This is a genomic window from Pseudomonas peli, from assembly GCF_900099645.1.
GTDB lineage: Bacteria > Pseudomonadota > Gammaproteobacteria > Pseudomonadales > Pseudomonadaceae > Aquipseudomonas > Aquipseudomonas peli.
In genome coordinates, this window is the sequence record NZ_FMTL01000001.1 from 1,214,746 (window position 1) to 1,234,050 (window position 19,305).

At 62.2% G+C, this 19,305-nt stretch carries 17 protein-coding genes and 1 riboswitch; of the genes, 5 read left to right on the forward strand and 12 right to left on the reverse strand.

Annotated features, from left to right (window positions below):
- Nucleotides 1-6: 6 nt before the first annotated feature.
- From BLO50_RS05900 to thiC, 6 genes are all read right to left on the reverse strand, one after another.
- On the reverse strand, nt 7-618 hold the full coding sequence (locus tag BLO50_RS05900; RefSeq protein WP_090249742.1) for a YqiA/YcfP family alpha/beta fold hydrolase: 612 nt from the start codon (nt 616-618) through the stop codon (nt 7-9).
- A gap of 55 nt (nt 619-673) precedes the next feature.
- Nucleotides 674-1,495, reverse strand: a complete 822-nt coding sequence (gene cpdA, locus BLO50_RS05905; protein WP_090249744.1) for a 3',5'-cyclic-AMP phosphodiesterase — start codon at nt 1,493-1,495, stop codon at nt 674-676.
- Nucleotides 1,496-1,668: 173 nt separating this feature from the next.
- Complete coding sequence (locus tag BLO50_RS05910; RefSeq protein ID WP_090249747.1) at nt 1,669-2,133, reverse strand: DUF1249 domain-containing protein; 465 nt, start codon at nt 2,131-2,133, stop codon at nt 1,669-1,671.
- Complete coding sequence (locus BLO50_RS05915; RefSeq protein WP_090249750.1) at nt 2,124-2,726, reverse strand: NUDIX domain-containing protein; 603 nt, start codon at nt 2,724-2,726, stop codon at nt 2,124-2,126. Before BLO50_RS05915 ends, BLO50_RS05910 begins: the two co-directional genes overlap by 10 nt.
- A gap of 165 nt (nt 2,727-2,891) precedes the next feature.
- A complete protein-coding gene (gene cytX / locus BLO50_RS05920) occupies nt 2,892-4,181 on the reverse strand; it encodes a putative hydroxymethylpyrimidine transporter CytX (RefSeq protein WP_420875445.1) in 1,290 nt (429 codons plus the stop codon).
- Between the two features lie 81 nt (nt 4,182-4,262).
- Entirely contained in the window at nt 4,263-6,158 is a 1,896-nt protein-coding gene (thiC, locus tag BLO50_RS05925) for a phosphomethylpyrimidine synthase ThiC (RefSeq protein WP_090249753.1), read from the reverse strand.
- 94 nt (nt 6,159-6,252) lie between these two features.
- A riboswitch (TPP riboswitch) is annotated at nt 6,253-6,359 on the reverse strand.
- Nucleotides 6,360-6,577: 218 nt separating this feature from the next.
- Here thiC and BLO50_RS05930 point away from each other — a divergent pair.
- Nucleotides 6,578-8,017, forward strand: coding sequence for a TolC family outer membrane protein (locus tag BLO50_RS05930; RefSeq protein ID WP_090249755.1), 1,440 nt, complete (start codon nt 6,578-6,580; stop codon nt 8,015-8,017).
- Between the two features lie 84 nt (nt 8,018-8,101).
- Here the strand turns inward: BLO50_RS05930 and waaA are convergent, their stop codons facing one another.
- Both waaA and BLO50_RS05940 read right to left on the reverse strand, forming a co-directional pair.
- Nucleotides 8,102-9,397, reverse strand: a complete 1,296-nt coding sequence (waaA, locus tag BLO50_RS05935) for a lipid IV(A) 3-deoxy-D-manno-octulosonic acid transferase (RefSeq protein WP_090249758.1) — start codon at nt 9,395-9,397, stop codon at nt 8,102-8,104.
- Nucleotides 9,398-9,429: 32 nt separating this feature from the next.
- Complete coding sequence (locus BLO50_RS05940) at nt 9,430-10,314, reverse strand: LysR family transcriptional regulator (protein ID WP_090249761.1); 885 nt, start codon at nt 10,312-10,314, stop codon at nt 9,430-9,432.
- An 87-nt stretch (nt 10,315-10,401) separates the two neighbouring features.
- Here BLO50_RS05940 and BLO50_RS05945 point away from each other — a divergent pair, with 87 nt between their 5' ends.
- The 4 genes from BLO50_RS05945 (at nt 10,402) to BLO50_RS05960 (ending at nt 13,745) form a co-directional block, all read left to right on the forward strand.
- On the forward strand, nt 10,402-10,734 hold the full coding sequence (locus BLO50_RS05945; RefSeq protein ID WP_090249763.1) for a DMT family transporter: 333 nt from the start codon (nt 10,402-10,404) through the stop codon (nt 10,732-10,734).
- Between the two features lie 66 nt (nt 10,735-10,800).
- Entirely contained in the window at nt 10,801-11,973 is a 1,173-nt protein-coding gene (locus tag BLO50_RS05950) for an FAD-dependent oxidoreductase (RefSeq protein ID WP_090249766.1), read from the forward strand.
- A complete protein-coding gene (locus BLO50_RS05955; protein WP_090249770.1) occupies nt 11,973-12,791 on the forward strand; it encodes an aldo/keto reductase in 819 nt (272 codons plus the stop codon). The genes BLO50_RS05950 and BLO50_RS05955 overlap by 1 nt, the downstream gene beginning before the upstream one ends.
- 69 nt (nt 12,792-12,860) lie before the next feature.
- Entirely contained in the window at nt 12,861-13,745 is an 885-nt protein-coding gene (locus BLO50_RS05960; protein ID WP_090249773.1) for a metal ABC transporter ATPase, read from the forward strand.
- A gap of 59 nt (nt 13,746-13,804) precedes the next feature.
- Here the strand turns inward: BLO50_RS05960 and BLO50_RS05965 are convergent, their stop codons facing one another.
- From BLO50_RS05965 to BLO50_RS05980, 4 genes are all read right to left on the reverse strand, one after another.
- The gene (locus BLO50_RS05965; RefSeq protein ID WP_090249775.1) at nt 13,805-15,013 is read right to left on the reverse strand and encodes an acyl-CoA dehydrogenase family protein; all 1,209 of its coding nucleotides are present in this window, start codon (nt 15,011-15,013) and stop codon (nt 13,805-13,807) included.
- A gap of 12 nt (nt 15,014-15,025) precedes the next feature.
- Complete coding sequence (locus tag BLO50_RS05970; protein WP_090249778.1) at nt 15,026-16,309, reverse strand: acyl-CoA dehydrogenase family protein; 1,284 nt, start codon at nt 16,307-16,309, stop codon at nt 15,026-15,028.
- A 109-nt stretch (nt 16,310-16,418) separates the two neighbouring features.
- Nucleotides 16,419-17,840: a bifunctional D-glycero-beta-D-manno-heptose-7-phosphate kinase/D-glycero-beta-D-manno-heptose 1-phosphate adenylyltransferase HldE gene (gene hldE / locus BLO50_RS05975; protein WP_090249781.1), complete on the reverse strand. Its 1,422-nt coding sequence runs from the start codon at nt 17,838-17,840 to the stop codon at nt 16,419-16,421.
- Nucleotides 17,841-17,904: 64 nt separating this feature from the next.
- On the reverse strand, nt 17,905-19,305 hold the full coding sequence (locus BLO50_RS05980; RefSeq protein ID WP_090249784.1) for a PIG-L deacetylase family protein: 1,401 nt from the start codon (nt 19,303-19,305) through the stop codon (nt 17,905-17,907).

Consider the following 19,305-nt stretch of genomic DNA (forward strand, 5'->3'; position numbering starts at 1 on the left):
TATTCGTCAATTGAGAGCGGAAAAGTCGATATCCTGCCACAGATGGCGAGGAATACCGGCGAAAGCGAAAAGCATCGGCAGACGCTCGGCAAAACCCTGAAAACCATGATCGCCACCGGCCTGGATACGCAGCGCGCAGGCCCGGTAATAGCGCTGGGCATCGCGGTAATCGAGGGTTTCGTCGGCGGTCTGCAACCACACCTGATAGCGCGCCGGGTCTTGCAGCATTGCTATATCTAGTTCGGCCAAGGCCGATACGTGATCGGCCGTCAGCTCCCAGGTCTCGTCGCTGTAATAGTTCTTCTGCGGGCCCAGGTAGCCGTCGAAACGCAGGTGCGGGCGCACGGCTGGATTGATCAACAACGCCGGCAACCCATGGCGTTCGGCCAAGTGGGTCGCATAGTAGCCGCCCAGCGAGCTGCCAACCAGCACGGGCCGACCAAGCTCGGTAATCAGTGCTTCGAGCTGGGCAATCGCCTGCCGCGGATGGTGATGCAGGGCTGGCACACGCAGCTGCGCGGCCAGGCCCAGCTGCGCCATGGCGCGCTGCAACTGGCTGGCCTTGAGCGATGCCGGCGAGCTGTTAAGCCCGTGAATATAGAGAATGGATGTGGTCATGGGGCGGGAGGCTAACCGGTTGCGGCGACCGGCTGCAACCGGTTAGCCGAGCGGCTCAATAGCCCTTGATGGTGTAATCGATTTCGAACTTGATCCCGGTAACCCGCGACACACCGGTTTCCAGGCGGCCATCATCGAACAGGCGCAGCCAGCGGTAGCCCGGCGCGGTTTTATCCACCTGAAACTCCTCGCTACCCGGGGCGAACTGTACGCAGGTCGAGGGTGATGCCAGCAAACGGATCGTGCCGCGCTGCTGATCGAGCTCCTGATGGATATGCCCCCAGAGCACCGCTCGCACCTGGCTGAAACGCTCCAGCACGGCAAACAGGGCATCCGGGTTGCGCAAACCGATGGGCTCCATCCATTTACAGCCGATGGACACCGGGTGGTGGTGCAGGCAGATCAGGTGATGACGATCCGGCGCTTCGCTGAGTGCGCGTTCCAGCAAAGCCAACTGCTGATCACTGAGGTAACCAGGTACGGCACCTGGGATCGAGGAGTCGAGCAGGGTCACGCGCCAGTTGCCCAGGTCGATCACCGGTTCCAGCAGATCACTGCCGACGCAAGCGGCCTGCATAGCGGGCACTTCATCATGGTTACCGGGGAACCAGCGCGCCGGTGCAGTGATGGCGGCGGTCATCTCGCGAAAACGCTGGTAGGACTCAGCGCTGCCGTCCTGCGAGAGGTCGCCACTGGCCAGGACCAGGTCAATCTGCGGCTGTTCCTGCAGCACACGCTCGATCACCCGCTGCAAGCTGTCCTGGGTATCCATGCCCAATAGCTTGCCTGCCCCGTCGGCAAACAGGTGGCTATCGGAGAGCTGCACTAGCAGTACCGAGCGATCAACAGCAGTGGTTTGAATCGGCGCGCCCGGCAAGACCTTCTCCTTGAGCGGAATGCATGAATTATGCTGGCTAGCCCTGCGGGCGGTAAACCCGCGAAAGGGGAATAGATCACAGAACGTCCGCTGTAAATCCAACACCCACCCTTAGGCTAGCGCGTATCGGAATAATGCGCCTGCGACTGATTATCGGCTGAGCGTGGAAAAACCTAACGCACGGGTGCCAGCTCGTGACCGCAGGCCAGGCAATGGCTCAGCCACTCACCGAGAAACAGGTTGAGCTGTGTCTTCTCATCCGGCTGGTGCATGGCTGCATTGGGATAGGGATAAATGCCGTGGAAGCGCCGGGCACTTTGCGTACCTACCACCTCGGCCATGCGTGCATCGTGGTAGACCCGCACTTCCAGTCGCGGCACCGGCAGCCAGGACAGGCTGTGTTCCTGACGCACCTCGATGGTTGAGGTGTACGGGCAGGTTTCCAGTACCTCCAGGGCCAACACGCCGAGCAGGTGCTCGCCTTGGCTGAGGGCCACACGGCGAACGTGCTGACGCCCACGCGCATCGTTGCGCATGTCCGGCAACAACTGCAGCAGGCGCACATAGTTGAGTTCGCAAGCAGTCTGCAGCTCGACTAGGTCGACCCGATAGCGCTCGCGCAGCAAGTTCATGACCACAGCCCTCGCACTTCGGCGCGATTCAGCGCCAGCCATTGCAGGCCGATGATGCTGGCGGCGTTGTCGATGCGACCATCCTTCAACGCATCCAGGGCATCTTCCAGCGGCCAGACGTGCACACGAATGTCTTCACCTTCTTCCGCAAGCCCGTGCACGCCACCGGCACCTTCGCTGTCACAGCGGCCAATAAACAGATGCACACGCTCATCCGAACCACCGGGCGAGGGATAATACTGGGTGATCGGCCAAAGCGAGGTCAGCGTTAAATTGGCCTCCTCAATCGCCTCGCGGCGTGCAACCTCTTCAGGCTCTTCGTCCTTATCGATCAATCCGGCGACCAGCTCCAGCAACCAGGGGTTGGCACTTTTATCCAGCGCCCCCACGCGAAATTGCTCAATCAACACCACACAATCACGCTGCGGGTCATAGGGCAGCACACACACGGCATCGTGGCGCACGAACAATTCACGACTCAGCTCCGGGCCCATATCACCGGCAAACTGGCGATGGCGCAAACGCAGGCGATCGAGCTTGTAGAAGCCGCTAAAGCAGGCCTCACGCTCCAGCACTTGCACATCCTCTTGAGCATTCATTGCGGACTCCAACACTCCGTACAACGGTTCACAGCGGCTGACCTGAACGGTCAGCGTGTTCGCCACAGCTTACACGTTGACCACTGAGCACTGACAAGCTGTCACCACGACCGTTCGGCTAACAGGCTTGGTTTTATACCGTGAGCATGACGACCGCCCACTGCTTCAACGGATCGCCGCCGCGCGCTTACGGCTCAGCTGCCCCAGCAGTAACTGTAGCCCCGCGGCCAGCAAGAACGCTGGCAGGGTGGCACCTATTTGCGGCCAATAATGACTGAGCAGGTGATAGACCACTACACCACAGCCCCATGCCAGCAAGGTATCCACGCGCAAGTTGCAAACGGGGGCCAGCTCGGCACGCCGACGGCGCAGGATAAAGTGGTCAACCAATACCACGCCAAACAGCGGCGCAAAAACTGAACCGATCAGCAGCAGGAAATTCTGATACTCGGCCAGCGGTGCCAGCCAGGCGATCAGGGTGCACAGCACGCCTATCGCCAGGGCCAACTGCCCAACCCGAAGCGGCAAGGCAATGCCGGCCGACACCGCCGCCGAATGGATGTCCGCGAAAGCGTTTTCCGACTCATCCAGCAAAATCAGCAGCAGCGGAATACCCAGACCGGCACCCGCCAGCGCCAACAGCAGCGCATTGGCCTCAGCCCCAGTAGCAAAGGCCAGGGTGTAAGCCACGCCCAGGCTCATCAACCAGACATTACCGAGGAAGAACCCCAGCGCAGTGCCGCCAAACACCCGCGCAGCGCTGCGGCCGAAGCGCGAATAGTCAGCAATCAGCGGCAACCACGACAGCGGCATGGCAATGGCGATGTCAAACCCCAGGGCAAATGGCATCGAACCATCCCCGGCACGTGCCCAGAGGCTTGCCAGATCCGCCTTGTCGAACAGGTTCCAGGTGAGCCACACGCAGGCACCCAGCAGCAGCCAGATGCCCCATTTACGTAACACTTTGCGCACGAAGGTCAGCGGCCCGGCGACTGCCAGCAGAGTCGCCAGCGCGCCAAAGAACAGTGTCCAGATCAGCGGATTACTCCACGCGGAGCCAGCACCGAACGCACGCTCGGCCAGCACACCCGCTGCGTCACGCATCACAATGATCTCGAAGGCGCCCCAGCCAATCAATTGCAGCACATTCAGCAAGGCCGGCAGCAATGCACCTTTGCTGCCCAGGCTAAGCTTCAGGGCGGCCATACTCGAACGACCAGTATCGCTACCGATCACCGCCACCGCCCCGAGCAACAGCACACCCACGGCCGTGCCGCAGGCAATTGCCAACAGTGCGCCACTCATGCCCAGCCCGGGCGCCAGTAAAGCACCCAGCTGCAAGACCATCAGGCCAATGCCGAGGGAGAACCACAGGGAGAACATGTCCCGCGCACCCAGCACGCGCTGGTCGCTGGCCACACTCTGGTGTGGGGAATAGGTGTGGTTTGTGCTCACGGTAATAGCCACCTCAGAAAATTAAAAACCACCCAGGGCACGCATGCCGTGGGTGGTGTTCGATCAAGCCGACTCGAGGTCTTAGACCTTGTGGTACAGCTCACTGCCTTGGGATTTGAACTCAGCGGCCTTGGCCTGCATGCCCAGCTCGGCCTCATCCAGTTCCAGCGCGGCGATACGCTGCTCTTCGGCGTAGACCCGCACCTCCTGGGTGATCTTCATTGAGCAGAACTTCGGCCCGCACATCGAACAGAAATGCGCGACCTTGGCCGAGTCCTTGGGCAGTGTTTCATCGTGGTACGAGCGCGCGGTGTCGGGGTCGAGACCGAGGTTGAACTGGTCTTCCCAGCGGAATTCGAAGCGTGCCTTGGACAGTGCGTTGTCGCGAATCTGCGCGCCCGGATGGCCTTTGGCCAAGTCCGCAGCATGGGCGGCAATCTTGTAGGTGATGATGCCGGTCTTCACGTCATCCTTGTTCGGCAGGCCCAGGTGCTCCTTGGGCGTGACATAGCAAAGCATGGCGCAGCCGAACCAGCCGATCATCGCCGCACCGATGCCGCTGGTGATGTGGTCGTAACCCGGCGCGATGTCGGTGGTCAGCGGGCCGAGGGTGTAGAACGGCGCCTCATCACAGCACTCCAGCTGCTTGTCCATGTTCTCCTTGATCAGTTGCATCGGCACGTGGCCAGGGCCTTCGATCATGGTCTGTACGTCGTGCTTCCAGGCGATCTTGGTCAGCTCGCCGAGGGTTTCCAGCTCGCCAAACTGCGCTTCATCGTTGGCATCGGCAATCGAGCCCGGACGCAGGCCATCACCCAGCGAGAAGCTGACATCGTAGGCCTTCATGATTTCGCAGATGTCTTCGAAATGGGTGTAGAGGAAGTTCTCTTTATGGTGCGCCAGGCACCACTTGGCCATGATCGAACCACCGCGCGAAACGATGCCAGTGACGCGTTTGGCGGTCATTGGCACGTAACGCAGCAACACGCCGGCGTGAATGGTGAAGTAGTCCACGCCCTGCTCGGCCTGCTCGATCAGCGTGTCGCGGAACAATTCCCAGGTCAGTTCTTCGGCTGCGCCGCCGACTTTTTCCAGGGCCTGGTAGATCGGTACGGTGCCGATCGGCACTGGCGAGTTACGGATGATCCACTCGCGGGTTTCGTGAATGTGCTTGCCGGTGGACAGGTCCATCACCGTGTCCGAACCCCAGCGAATACCCCAGGTCAGCTTGGCCACTTCTTCTTCAATGCTTGAGCCCAGCGCCGAGTTGCCGATGTTGCCGTTGATCTTCACCAGGAAGTTACGGCCGATGATCATCGGTTCCAATTCGGTGTGGTTGATGTTCGCCGGGATGATCGCGCGACCGCGAGCGATCTCGTCACGCACGAATTCAGGGGTGATGATCTTCGGCACGCTGGCGCCGAAGCTGTGGCCAGGGTGCTGCTGAGTAAGCAAGCCCGCTTCGCGCGCCACTTCCAGCTTCATATTCTCGCGGATGGCGACGTATTCCATCTCAGCGGTGATGATGCCTTTGCGCGCGTAATGCATCTGGCTGACGTTGGCGCCGGCCTTGGCGCGGCGCGGGTTGTTGACGTGGGCGAAACGCAGCTTGGTTAGCTCGGCATCAGCCAGGCGCTGCTGGCCGAAGTTGGAGCTCAGGCCAGGCAGGCGTTCGGTGTCGCCGCGCGCCTCAATCCACGGCGAACGCACATCGCCCAGGCCTTTGCGCACGTCGATGATGACCTTGGGGTCGGTGTACGGGCCGGAGGTGTCATACACCATCACCGGTGCATTGATCTCGCCGCCGAAGTCAGTGGGCGTCACGTCCAGACTGATCTCGCGCATAGGCACCAAGATGTCCGGGCGCGAGCCCTGCACATAGACCTTCTGCGAACGCGGAAACGGTTGGATCGACTGCTGGTCGACCTGGGCGGATTCACTCAGGATCGGATTGAGGTTTTTTTCTTGTGTGCTCATCGGCGGCTCTCCAGGGCTATATGTCGGAGCGAACCTGGACGGATGAGCGGCGTTGAGGCGCACCTAAGGCGGTGCCAGAGGCTCGCCAGGGGAATGGCGAGCGCATCTTGTTCCCTACGCAGGCCTTAACCTGATCAGGTTCAACGGGATCCGGCAGCTGCCAATCTCAGCCCCTCAATTGGGGCACCCCGACAAGAACGCGGCCAGTCTAATCAACCCCTGCCAATAAAACCAACCCAGGAGTCAAATATTCATGACCCGCGCGTCGGGTCGTGACGAGCACCCATTCACCGACGGATTGTTGCACCCAGGCAACATAGCTTGTTGCAAACTACACTACAGCCGCCATAACTGCCCTTGACCCTACTAGGCACGGCCCCTTAGCCTTGTCGATTACCGCCAAATTCAGGATTTCCCTAATGTTGCGCAGACTCTCTCTGGCTATCGCCGTGGCCGCCGCGTCCAACGCAATGGCCTGGGCTGAACAAGCCCCGCTGTCCACCAAAACTGACCTGGTCACGGTCTACCAGGAAGCCGCCGCCAACAACGCCGATCTGGCTGCTGCACGCGCCGATTACGAGGCCCGCAGCGAAGTGGTGCCCCAGGCCCGCGCCGGCCTGCTGCCTAATTTGTCTGCTGGGGCCAACCTGAGCGACACCCGCACCCAGGTCGATTCGCCAAGCACCACCAGCTCGCGTAGCGGCACCGTTTACCAAGCCAACCTGAGCCAGCCGCTATTCCGTGCAGATCGCTGGTTCCAGTTGCAAGCGGCCAAAGCCAGCAACGAACAAGCGGTGCTGGAGCTGTCGGCCACTGAACAGAACCTGATTCTGCAGAGTGCTGAAGCCTACTTCGCGGTACTGCGTGCGCAGGACAACCTGGCGTCGACCAAAGCCGAAGAAGCCGCCTTCAAGCGCCAGCTGGACCAAGCCAACGAGCGCTTTGATGTCGGCCTGTCGGACAAGACCGACGTGCTGGAAGCCCAGGCCGGTTTCGACACCGCCCGCGCCAACCGCATCATCGCCCTGCGCCAGGTGGAAGATGCTTTCCAGGCCCTGACCACCCTGACCAATCGCGATTTCAGCGCACTGGAAGGCATCGAGCACAGCCTGCCAATCCTCGCGCCGACGCCCAATGACGCAAAAGTCTGGGTCGACACCGCTGCCGCGCAAAACCTCAACCTGCAAGCCAGTAACTACGCCGTTGACGCGGCAGAAGAGACCCTGCGCCAGCGCAAGTCGGGCCATGCACCGACCCTGGATGCCGTGGCCAGCTACCAGAAGGGCGATAACGACAGCCTCGGTTTTAGCAACAACGCCGCCAGCGTCAACCGGTTTAGCGGCGATGTTGAGCAGCGCTCGATTGGCCTGCAACTGAACATTCCGCTGTACAGCGGCGGCCTGACCAGTTCCCAAGTGCGCGAGTCCTACCAGCGCCTGAACCAAACTGAACAGCTGCGTGAAAGCCTGCGTCGCCAGGTGGTGCAGAACACCCGCAACCTGCACCGCGCGGTGAACACCGACGTGGAAACCGTGCAGGCGCGCAAGCAGTCGATCATCTCCAACCAGAGCGCCCTGGAAGCCACTGAAATCGGCTACCAGGTCGGCACGCGCAACATCGTAGACGTGCTCGACGCTCAGCGCGAGCTGTACAGCTCGGTGCGTAACTACAACAACGCGCGCTATGACTACATCCTTAACAACCTGCGACTGAAACAGGCTGCCGGCACCCTCAGCCCAGACGACCTGAACGCCCTGGAGCAGTACCTGAAATCCGATTACAACCCGGACGAAGACTTCCTGCCGCCGGACCTGGCCAAGGCCGCCGAAGCCCAGCTGCGTGGCAACTCGCAGTACTGAGTGCTCCGCAACCAAAAAGCCCGCTGAATTCAGCGGGCTTTTTTATGGCGTAAGTCGTTACGGGACCAAGTGAGTACTCAATCGCTATGGCGACTCGACCTTCAGCAGCCGCGCCAAACCCGCCAACAGCCGTGCCAGGGCACCTTGGTTAGCCCGCATTACGGCCTGCCCAGCCGTCCGCATGGCCTCTGCGGTCGCTGGTTCGCGCCATAGCTGTGCAACCCGCTGCGCCAAACCGTGCGCATCCGCCACCTCGCTCAACGCACCGGCAGTGCGCAGCTGCGCGGCAATCTCCAGAAAGTTGAACAGGTGCGGGCCGCTCAGCACCGGCTTGCCCAGTGCCGCCGGCTCCAGCAGGTTATGCCCGCCATTGGCCACCAGGCTGCCGCCGACAAAGGCGATATCGGCCAAGGCATAGAGAAACAGCAGCTCGCCCATGGTGTCGCCGAGCAGCACCTGATCGCTCGCCAGCAGCGCTTCGCCAGTGGAGCGGCGCCGCGTGTTAAAGCCTTGCCGCTGGCACAACTCGAACACCGCATTGAAACGCTCGGGATGGCGCGGCACCAAAATCAGCAGAGCATCAGGGGTCTGCTTGAGCAGCTCACGGTGGGCGGCAAGAACGATCTCGTCTTCGCCAGCATGGGTGCTCGCGGCGATCCATACCGGGCGCTGCGTGGCCTGCCATTGCTGACGCAAGGCAGCGACACGGGTCAGCAGAGCCGGATCAATGGTCAGATCAAACTTGATCGAGCCGGTGACCTCAACACACTCAGGCCGCGCACCCAGGCTGCGAAAGCGTTCGGCCTCCAGCTCCGTTTGCACCGCCAACAAATCCAGCTCGGCGAGCATCGGTGCGGTGAGGTTGGCAAAGCGCGCATAGCCACGGGCCGAGCGCTCGGACAGCCGCCCGTTGGCCAGCGCCACCGGGATGCCGCGCTTGGCGCACTGGTGGATATGGTTGGGCCACAGCTCGGTTTCCATAATCACCGCCAACTTGGGCTGCACCTGATCGAGAAAACGCGCTGCCGCCCAAGGCAGGTCATACGGCAGGTAGCAATGCTGCACCCGACCCGCGTACTCCGCACCACCGAACATCGCCTGAATGCGCTCCGAACCCGTCGGCGTCATGCAGGTAATGGTGATCGGCAACTGCGGATAACGCGCCAGCAGCTCACGCACCAACGGCGCCGCAGCAATACTCTCGCCCACCGACACGGCATGCAGCCAGATACCGCCCGGTTTGAGCGGTGGCAGGCCAAAGGCAAAGCGCTCGCCAATACGCTTGGCATAAGCCGGCGCCTGCCAGGCGCGCCAGGCCAGACGCCCGGCCACCAGCGGCAGACCGAGATGAAACAGCAGGGTGTAGAGGCTTCTATTCATGGCGCGCAGCTTAACAGAGTAGTTGGGACTGATCAGCCGATGGCCTGCAGGTGCTGGGCAAAGCACTCGGCCAGCCACAAGGCCGCCGGCCCCAGCGCCTCATCACGCCGACAGACCAGCTCGACCACCAGCGGTGGCGGCACCCAATCGCTGTTTAATTCCACCAGTTGGCCTTGATACGTCGGGTACTGCACCACATGGCGTGGCAACCAGGCCCAGCCCAGGTTACGCATCAGCAGTTCGGCCATGGCGTAGAAACTGTCGGTGCGCCAGACCGACGGGCTGAGTTGCTCGCCGCCTGGGTACTGGCTGTCCTGCGGTGCCATCAGCAATTGCCGATGGCGCGCCAGTTCACGCCGATCGACATGCCCACCCCGCGCCAGGGCATGCCCCGCCCCGCATACGGTCACCATCTCGATGGTACCCAAGCGCTGGCGCTCCAGCGCATCGGGCATGTGTTCATGGTGAAACAGCAGACCGAGATCAGCGCGGTGCTCCAGCAGCTTGCGCGCCACATCGCCCTGGGCACCGCTGGCCAACTGCACCTCCAACAGCGGGAATTGCTGAGCCAGCGCCTCCAGGCTGTCGAGCACCGGCTGATAGGGCATCGCCTCATCCTGGGCCAGACGCAGGCGCACCTCTTCACCACGCACCAGGCCCAGTGCCCGCCCTTCCAGACGCTGACACTGGCGCAGCACCTCGCGCGCCTCTTCCAGCAGAGCCGCGCCGGCATCGGTCAGACGTGGCTGGCGGCCACTGCTGCGCTCGAACAGGCGTACGCCAAGGTCGGTTTCCAGCATGGCAATTGCGTTACTCACCGCCGATTGCGCGCGCTGTATTTGCCGCCCCACAGCGGAGAACGACTGACCATCCGCAACACTGACAAACAGGCGAATCTGCTCCAGGCTCCACTGCATAACCAATCTCCATTTCAGATAGGTAATGACTTTATCCCATCCGCATGATCACTAGAATGGCGGCCAGATCACTATGGAGGCCATATCATGGGCGGCTATCTCTACCTCGCTATTGCCATCACGGCCGAAGTCATCGCCACCACCTCGATGAAGGCCCTGGATGGATTCAACAAACCTCTACCCCTGCTGCTGGTTGTAGTCGGCTACGCCATTTCGTTCTGGATGCTCAGCCTGGTGGTGAAGACTATCCCGGTCGGCGTTGCCTATGCGGTGTGGGCGGGCCTGGGTATCGTGCTGGTGAGCATCGCGGCGGTGTTTCTCTACCAGCAGCGACTGGACCTGCCGGCCATGCTTGGCATGGGCCTGATTGTCGCCGGCGTGGTGGTGATTCAGTTGTTCTCGCAAAGCGTCGGCCACTGAGCCGAGGGAGGCGCGCTAGCGCGAGCCGGTTATACTGCGCGCCTGTTTTCCCGTTGAGTCACCTGCATGTCCCAGGCATTGAGCACTGATGTTTTGATCGTGGGCGGCGGCATTGCCGGCCTTTGGCTGAATGCGCGTCTGCGCCGCCAGGGTTTCGCCACCCTGCTGGTGGACAATGCCCGCCTCGGTGGCGGCCAGAGTGTGAAATCCCAGGGCATCATCCATGGCGGCGCCAAATACGCCCTGCATGGCGCGCTGACTGGCGCCTCCGAAGCCATCGCCGATATGCCGCGGCGCTGGCGCGAAGCACTGGTGGGCACTGGCGAGCTGGACCTGAGCGGCGTGCGCCTGCTCTCCGATGCCCACTACCTGTGGTCCCCCGGCAGCCTGGCCGGCAATATCACCAGTTTCTTTGCCAGCAAGGCGGTGCGCGGCCGAGTCGATCAGGTCAAGGGCGAGCACCTGCCACCCGCCCTGCAACACCCGAAATTCAAGGGCAAGGTCTATCGTCTGGCCGAATTGGTGCTGGATGTGCCGAGCCTGATCAGCCGTCTCAGTGAACTGGCTGGCGATGGTTTGTTGGCCGCCGAGCGCATCGAACCGCTGCGGGAAAACGGCACGCTGGCCGGCCTGATCATCGACGGCCGCGAGATTCGCGCACAACGCATCATCCTCAGCGCCGGGCGTGGCAATGCCGAGCTGCTCAGCGCCCTCGACCTCAGCCAACCCGCACAGCAACTGCGCCCGCTGCATATGACCCTGGTCAAAGGCCCGACACTCAAACCGCTGTACGCCCACTGCCTGGGCGGCGGACCCAAGCCGCGCGTGACCATCACCACCCACCCGGCAGCCGACGGCCAATGGGTCTGGTACCTGGGCGGCGATCTGGCCGAAGCGGATGGCGTAGCCCGCGACGAAGCGGCGCAAATCCAGGCGGCGAAAAAAGAGCTGAGCGAGCTGCTGCCCTGGGTCGATCTGTCCGCCGCGCAGTGGGCCACGCTGCGAGTGGATCGCGCGGAGCCGGCGCAGTCCGGACTGGCGCGCCCAGACAATGCCTTCCTACACGAGCAAGGCAAACTGCTAGTGGGCTGGCCAACTAAGCTGGCGTTAGCCCCGGACTTTGCCGACCGCGTGCTAGCGGCGCTGAGCCGTGATGGCGTTCAGCCGACCACACATGCGCCACTGCCCGCGCTGCCGCGCCCGAGCGTCGCCCCACCCGTCTGGGAGGAACTGTTCTGATGCATCCCCTGCACAGTCTGCACAACCTGCATCGCCCATTGGGCGCGACCGAGCTGCGGGTTTCCCCGCTGGGCCTGGGCACGGTCAAGTTGGGCCGCGACCAGGGGGTGAAATACCCCAACGGTTTCACCATCCCCGATGACGCCGCAGCCCGCGAACTGCTGGCCCAGGCCCATGATCTGGGCATCAACCTGATCGACACCGCGCCGGCCTACGGCACCAGCGAAACCCGCCTCGGCCCGTTGTTACGCGGCCAGCGCCAACAGTGGGTGATTGTCAGCAAGGTCGGCGAAGAGTTCGACAACGGCCAATCGCACTTCGACTTCAGCACGGCGCACACCCGTTTCTCGGTGGAGCGCAGCCTCAAGCGCCTGGAAACCGACTTTATCGACCTGGTGCTGGTGCATTCCGACGGTAACGACGTGGCGATTCTGCGTGACAGCGGCGTGTACGAAACCCTCGCCGAGCTTAAACGCGAGGGCAAGATTCGCGGCTTCGGTCTCTCTGGCAAAACCGTTGCTGGCGGCCTGCTGGCCCTTGAGCAGGGTGATTGCGCAATGGTCACCTACAACCTCAACGAACAAGGCGAACAGGCCGTACTCGACTATGCCGAACTGCACGGCAAAGGCATCCTGATCAAGAAGGCCCTGGCAAGCGGTCACGCCTGCCTGGCATCCGGTGTCGATCCGGTGCGCGCCAGTTTCGAACTGATCTTCGGCCACCCAGGTGCCTGCAGCGCGATTATCGGCACCATCAACCCGCAGCACCTGGCGCACAACGTCGCCACGGCCGCCGCTGTAATTCAGGATATTGCCTGACGGGTCTCGCCCGACGATCTGTGCCAAGCTCTCAGGCCATGCCAACGCCGACACCTGCGAGGAGTTGCCATGCCGCGCACCCTGATCCGCAAAGACCCCAGCAGTTTCAAGACCCTGCAATTGTTTGTCGAAGCCAGCCCGGAAGGTCTGGTTTACCAGAGCCTGGGCATGCCACTGAACTTCGCGCAGATGCTGGAAAAACGCAAACCGGTGACGGTGGCCGACAGCCAGCGCTTTGCCGTGGAGCTGGCCAACCTGGGGGTTTCGGTGCGGCTAACACTCAGCTGGCAGGGCCGCGAATACTGGATACTGGTGCGCCAGCGTCGCGCGGATCGCGGCGATGTGGTGCTCAAGCTGATCTCCGGCTACGTGCCGGCCCATGAGCTCAACCTGCCGCTGCTCACCGCGATTCAGGAAGTGGCCGAAGAATGCCTGCTGGAGACGCCGGAAGGCTGGCTAAGCGGGCGTTTTGGCGACACCTGGCTGCCAACGCCCTACCAGAGCAGCCTGCGCTACCGGGAAACCGCTCACTTCAGCCTTAGCCCGCTGTCCGGCGCCGCGCGCCCAGTGCAATGCGGCAACCTCAAGCTACTCGAACGCCCGCGCGCCTACGTGCACCTGCCGACCGCCTCGCTGCAGCTGGTCTACGACCTGCGCCTGGATTTGCCCAAGGAAACACGTCAACTCAGTCTGCTGCATGTCGACGAACACCTGGAAGACGGCCAACTGATCGCCCGCCTCAACCGCGCACGCCCCGACTTGTTTCTGATTCCGCTAGACCAGGGCCGGCCGACCGCCGAGCTGCTGACCCTAAAGCAGGGCCAGCTCTCACCTGCTAGCACTCGCGGTCTGTGGCTGGCCGAAAGCTTTGCGCCACAGGAAGGCTGGCTGGTACGCGAAGAGCGGATTCGCTGGAAAGATTGGATGGCGCAGACACAAAAAAGCCCCACCTAAGCAGGGCAAAAAAGGGATTTAAGGCAAGTAGGCTGGATTCACCCAGCACGTGTGAACAACTACTTCAATTCGCTGGAGCTCTTGCCCAGCAAGCGCCTGGCGACGATCAGCAGTTGGATCTGCTGAGTGCCTTCAAAGATGTCGAGAATCTTCGAGTCGCGCGCCCACTTCTCCAGCAGCTCATCTTCGCCGTAACCCAACGCGCCGGCCAGTTCGACGCATTTCAACGTCACCTCGTTGGCCACGCGCCCGGCCTTGGCTTTGGCGATGGAGGCCTCCTTGGAGTTGGGCAGTTTATTGTCGGCCATCCAGGCGGCTTTCAGGGTCAGCAGGCGTGCGGCTTCCCATTCAGCCTCCAGACGATAGAGCGTCGCCTCGGCATGGCTGACGCTGAGCAGCGGCGTGCGGTAATCCAGCTTGCAGACTTTTTTCAGCAGTTCACGAGTGCGGTCCAGCGAGGCCTTGGCCACACCGACCGCCATCCCGGCGACCAGCGGGCGAGTGTTGTCGAAGGTCTCCATCACCCCGGCAAAGCCCTTCTGCACCTCGACTTCCGGGTTGCCGAGCAGGTTGGCGGCTGGCACGCGGCAATCGCTGAAGCTGATCGCGGCAGTGTCCGAGGCCTTGATGCCGAGCTTCTTTTCCAGCCGGGTGACGGTCATCCCTGGTGTACCGTGCTCCACCACAAAAGACTTGATCGCTGCACGGCCGAGACTCTTGTCCAGGGTGGCCCATACCACCACGGCATCGGCACGCTCGCCAGAGGTGACGTAGATCTTCTCGCCGTTAAGCACGTAGTGATCACCATCCTTCACCGCCGTGGTGCGGATCGCCGCCGAGTCCGAGCCGCAGCCTGGCTCGGTAATCGCCATGGCCGCCCAAATGCCGCCGAAACGCGCCAACTGCTCATCATTGGCCACCGCGGCAATCGCCGCGTTGCCCAAGCCCTGACGCGGCATGGCCAAGAGCAGGCCGACATCGCCCCAACACAGCTCCATCACCCCGAGCAGGGCCGAGAGATTACCGCCATTCTTGATGCCTTCCTGTTGTTCGCGGGCCGCGCCGCGCTTGCTCGCCGAGGTGGCACCGATGGCGTCCGGCGAGCCGGCGTTCATGCCATCGAGCAGCGCCGCGAGCAGGTCCAGCTCCTTGGGATAGGCATGCTCGGCCTTGTCGTATTTGCGTGAAATAGGGCGAAAATAATTTTCCGCCACCTGATGGGCCTGATTAACCAGGCCACGGAATTTCTTGGGGATTTCCAGATTCATGTTGAGGCGCCCTTAAAGCTGGAGACCGCCGGCCATAATCGCCAGCGCACGCAGATCGCGATACCAGCGCTCGGCTGGATGTTCTTTGGTAAAGCCATGGCCGCCGAGCAGCTGCACGGCGTCGGTGCCAATCTTCATGGCCTTTTCGCTGCACAGCAGACGCGCCAGGTAGGCTTCGCGTTGGAACGACAAGCCCTGCTCGGCGCGCGAGCACGCGCGCCAGACCATCAGGCGCATGGCATCAAGCTCCACGGCCATGTCTGCGACCATAAAGGCCACGCCCTGGCGATGGCTGATCGGCTCACCGAAGGCCACACGCTCGTTGCAATACGGCACCACATAATCCAGCGCCGCCTGCGCCGTGCCCACGGCCAATGCGCACCACGCCAGCCCGGCATAATCGAGAAAACTCTGGTAGTTAAACTGCTCGGCGGCGAGACGCGCCTCAACCGGCACCTTGACCCCATTGAGCTGCACGCGCGCCGTGCTACCGGCTTTCAGCCCCATGGCCGGTTGCGGGCTGCGCTGCAGACCTTTGGCACCGGCTTCGACGATAAACAGCGCAGGGCCGTCCGCCGCTTGCGCAGCGACAATCAGCTGGCTGGCGTCCAGCCCGCGCAGCACCAGGCTCTTCTCACCGCTGAGTACATAGTGTTTGCCGCGTTTACGCGCACGGGTCGCCAGCTTATGCGGATCAAACAGCGGCGTCGGTTCATTTACTGCAATAGCCATTACTGGCGCGGGCGCCTCGCCGACAAAGGCTGGCAGCCAGCGGGCCTGCTGCCCGGCATTGCCCCAACGGCGAATGCAGTTGGCCGCCGACAAGGGCACCAACAAAGCAGCGGCCAGGGACAAATCGCCCTTGCCCAGGGCCTCGGCAATCAATGCATTGCTCAATGTGGTGCGCTCACCGGCCATACCGCCCTGCGCCTCACTCACCGCGTAGTGCGTCAGCCCCAGCTCGTGCGCCTGATTGAGCAACGCGGCCGGCAGCGCAGCCTGTTCATCGGCATCGTGGGCGAGCGGGCGCAGTACTTCACTGGCGAAAGCCTCGAGCATCTCCACCAGCATCTGCTGCTCATCGGAGAGGGATAGATCGAACAGCGCATCCGGGTCAGCCGGACGCGGCAATTTGGCAGTTTTGCCCGCACGCTGCGCCGCCGCGCGAAAGCTCGCACGGCTGCCCGTGTAGATCAGTTTTTCGAAGGGTTTGCGCAGTTTCAAGCGGTCCGGCCAGTCAGCCTGGGCGACTCGATTCAACACTGCCAGGGCACGGCCCTGTAGGTCGGAACTCATGGCATCTCACTCCATACGGGGGATGCCAAGGATCATGCGCGCGGTCAGGACAAGCGCCTATGACCGCGCCGACGCGAATGGCTGGCAAAGCAGCCAGTCAGTGTGAGGGTTACTTGCTGCGGATCTTCTCGACGATGGCGGTGGTCGAGCTGTTTTCCACCAGCCCCAGCACGCGAACTTCGCCACCATAGGCGCGGACGATATCGCCGCCCACCACGCCCTCGATGCCGTAATCGCCACCCTTGACCAGTACATCCGGCTTGACCGCCCGCAGCAGGTTTTCAGGGGTGTCTTCGCTGAAGCTCACCACCCAATCCACCGCGCCCAGCCCCGCCAGCACGGCCATGCGGCGATCCACTGCGTTGATCGGCCGGCCCGGGCCTTTCAGGCGACTGACCGATGCATCGTCATTCACCGCCAACACCAGCCGATCCCCCTGAGCACGCGCCTGCTCCAGGTAGGTGACATGCCCGGCATGCAGGATGTCGAAGCAGCCATTGGTAAAGACAATCTTCTCGCCATGGGCGCGGGCGTCTTCGATGGCCAACAACAGTTGATCGAGGCTCAGCACACCGCGCTCGGAGCCGGCATCACGCTGGATCGCGCGGCGCAGTTCTGGAGCGCTGATCGCGGCGGTACCAAGCTTGCCAACCACGATACCGGCAGCCAGGTTGGCCAGCGCCACCGCACAAGGCAGCTCCTCGCCCGCAGCCAGGCTGGCGGCCAGGGTGGAAATCACCGTATCGCCGGCACCGGTCACATCGAACACTTCACGGGCACGCGCCGGCAGATGCAGTGCCGGATGCTCCGGGCGTAGCAAGGTCATGCCGTGTTCGCCACGAGTCACCAACAGCGCGCCCAGCTCCAGTTCCGCCATCAGGGAGGCGCCCTTGGCCACCAGTTCGGCCTCATCACGGCAATGGCCAACGATGGTTTCAAACTCGTGCAGGTTCGGTGTAATCAGGCTCGCACCGCGGTAGATGGAGAAATCCTTGCCCTTGGGATCGGCCAGCACGGTAATGCCCTTGCTGCGTGCCAACTGGACCAGTGCCTGGTGGTTCTGCAGTGCGCCTTTACCGTAATCAGAAAGAATCATCACTTTGATGCCGTCCAGTTGCGCTTCGACGCTCGCAACCAAAGCAGCGCTATCGGTACGGAACGGTTCTTCGAAATCCATGCGCAGCAACTGCTGATGACGGCTCATCACGCGTAGTTTGACGATGGTCGGCTGGTCTTTGATCGCCTGAAAGAAGGTCTTTACGCCAACTGCCTGCAGGCTGTTGCGCAGACTTGCAGCAGCTTCATCCTCACCGGTCACGCCAAGCAAGGTAGCCGGTGCACCGAGGGCGGCAATGTTCAGCGCGACGTTGGCCGCGCCGCCCGGTCGGTCTTCAATCTGCTCGACCTTAACCACGGGCACCGGCGCTTCCGGCGATATCCGCGAAGTGCCGCCATGCCAATAACGATCGAGCATGACATCGCCCACCACTAGAACGGCAGCCTGGTCGAAACGCGGCATGGACACTTTCATAAACACTCCAGAAACGGCAGAACAGATTGCCGCGGATCATAACATTGGTAGGCCACTACGCTGGCTAGCCGCCGAGCGTACGCACCCAGAACAGTTCATGGCGGCGCACCGCCTTGCGGAAGAATTCGTCTTCACCGGTGGCAGGCCAACGCCGCCCTACCAGCGCACGCTGAATCCAGCGGCGGATGCGCCGCTTAAACGGCAACGGGCCTTGTAAATCGTGCTGCATGGCCAGCGCCATGGCTTTATCCCGCTGCTGCGCGGCATCCAGGTACGGACTCCACAGGCCATCGGCCGGCAATACCTCGATAGCCGGCGGCAAGGCGATACCAAACCCGGCCGGCCCCATGGGCCAACGGTCGTTGTCGTGCAGGTGATTGGCGTACAGCAGCAGGGTTTTCGGCTTCCAACTGCTCAGCTCAATCGCCTCTAGCAGCGCCTGAGTACTGGCGACGTGGTCGCTGTGCGGGTCCAGCTGCGGGTGCGGCGTGACGACGACCTCGGGCTGGTAGTGCTCAAGCGCCGCCACCAAGTCCGCCAGCAGATTGCGCCAGCTGGGCACACCATCGGCATCACCGGGCAACGGCAGGGCATTGTTTCCCCGCACGCTACGAATATCCGCTTCACCGGACTCACGCGAACCAAATACTTGCTCAGGCTGCACCTGCATCGCCGGCAACTGCAGGCAGTAGTAGCCAAGCTGCAGGCACTGGCTTTGCGGCACACCGCCCCACAGCGGTACCGCCAGGCTGTCCCAGGCACGCAAGCGACCCTTGAGCTGAGCGGCAGTCGCTTTATCCAACCCCAGGGACTGGTAAGCCTCGGCCTCAATTTCGCCCTGAGTCAGGGTCAGGATGCTGACCTCACGCGCCAGGCTGTACAGGCCAAACGCGGCCAGTTCGGCATCGTCGGCGTGCGGCGCGATAATCATCAAACGCTGCTCGGCATAGTCCGGGTTGCGCTGTACATGGAGTGTGACAAGCGGATCCAGGCGACAAAAACGGCCACGCAGAGACAGCTTGCCTTGCGCCAATAATTCGCCCTGCCCGGACAGATTCAGATAACGCCGCCCGTTCACGCCACGCTCAAAATCCTGACGATCATTGCCAATCAGCACATAAGGATCGAGCCAACGGCCCAGCCAGCTGGCGTTTATGTGCACTTGCAGAATCAGGGTATCCGCCGCCTCCAGTTCGCCTTCCAGCCTCACGTAGCCGGCATCAATGCGACCTTTTATGGCGCGGGTCGACTCGGAAAAGGCATAGCTGTAATCATCGCAGGGCGAATAGAACAGGTGGTCGGCAAACCAGGCCTCATGCGCTACCCAGCCCACCAACATAAGAATTGGCACCCACCACCAAGCTGCCAGAATACCGATCAGGGCCAACACAACAAGGGCCAACAGCAACGCGATACGCTTTTGTCGGCGATGGCGCTTGAGCAGGATCTGTTTACGGGCAGACAT

Excerpts from the sequence above, each read along its gene's own strand:
- BLO50_RS05900 (WP_090249742.1), bottom strand. The coding sequence starts at position 618 with ATGACCACATCCATTCTCTATATTCACGGGCTTAACAGCTCGCCGGCA.
- BLO50_RS05915 (WP_090249750.1), bottom strand. The coding sequence starts at position 2,726 with ATGAATGCTCAAGAGGATGTGCAAGTGCTGGAGCGTGAGGCCTGCTTT.
- thiC (WP_090249753.1), bottom strand. The coding sequence starts at position 6,158 with ATGAGCACACAAGAAAAAAACCTCAATCCGATCCTGAGTGAATCCGCC.
- BLO50_RS05930 (WP_090249755.1), top strand. The coding sequence starts at position 6,578 with ATGTTGCGCAGACTCTCTCTGGCTATCGCCGTGGCCGCCGCGTCCAAC.
- waaA (WP_090249758.1), bottom strand. The coding sequence starts at position 9,397 with ATGAATAGAAGCCTCTACACCCTGCTGTTTCATCTCGGTCTGCCGCTG.
- BLO50_RS05940 (WP_090249761.1), bottom strand. The coding sequence starts at position 10,314 with ATGCAGTGGAGCCTGGAGCAGATTCGCCTGTTTGTCAGTGTTGCGGAT.
- BLO50_RS05945 (WP_090249763.1), top strand. The coding sequence starts at position 10,402 with ATGGGCGGCTATCTCTACCTCGCTATTGCCATCACGGCCGAAGTCATC.
- BLO50_RS05950 (WP_090249766.1), top strand. The coding sequence starts at position 10,801 with ATGTCCCAGGCATTGAGCACTGATGTTTTGATCGTGGGCGGCGGCATT.
- BLO50_RS05955 (WP_090249770.1), top strand. The coding sequence starts at position 11,973 with ATGCATCCCCTGCACAGTCTGCACAACCTGCATCGCCCATTGGGCGCG.
- BLO50_RS05960 (WP_090249773.1), top strand. The coding sequence starts at position 12,861 with ATGCCGCGCACCCTGATCCGCAAAGACCCCAGCAGTTTCAAGACCCTG.
- BLO50_RS05965 (WP_090249775.1), bottom strand. The coding sequence starts at position 15,013 with ATGAATCTGGAAATCCCCAAGAAATTCCGTGGCCTGGTTAATCAGGCC.
- BLO50_RS05970 (WP_090249778.1), bottom strand. The coding sequence starts at position 16,309 with ATGAGTTCCGACCTACAGGGCCGTGCCCTGGCAGTGTTGAATCGAGTC.
- hldE (WP_090249781.1), bottom strand. The coding sequence starts at position 17,840 with ATGAAAGTGTCCATGCCGCGTTTCGACCAGGCTGCCGTTCTAGTGGTG.
- BLO50_RS05980 (WP_090249784.1), bottom strand. The coding sequence starts at position 19,305 with ATGTCTGCCCGTAAACAGATCCTGCTCAAGCGCCATCGCCGACAAAAG.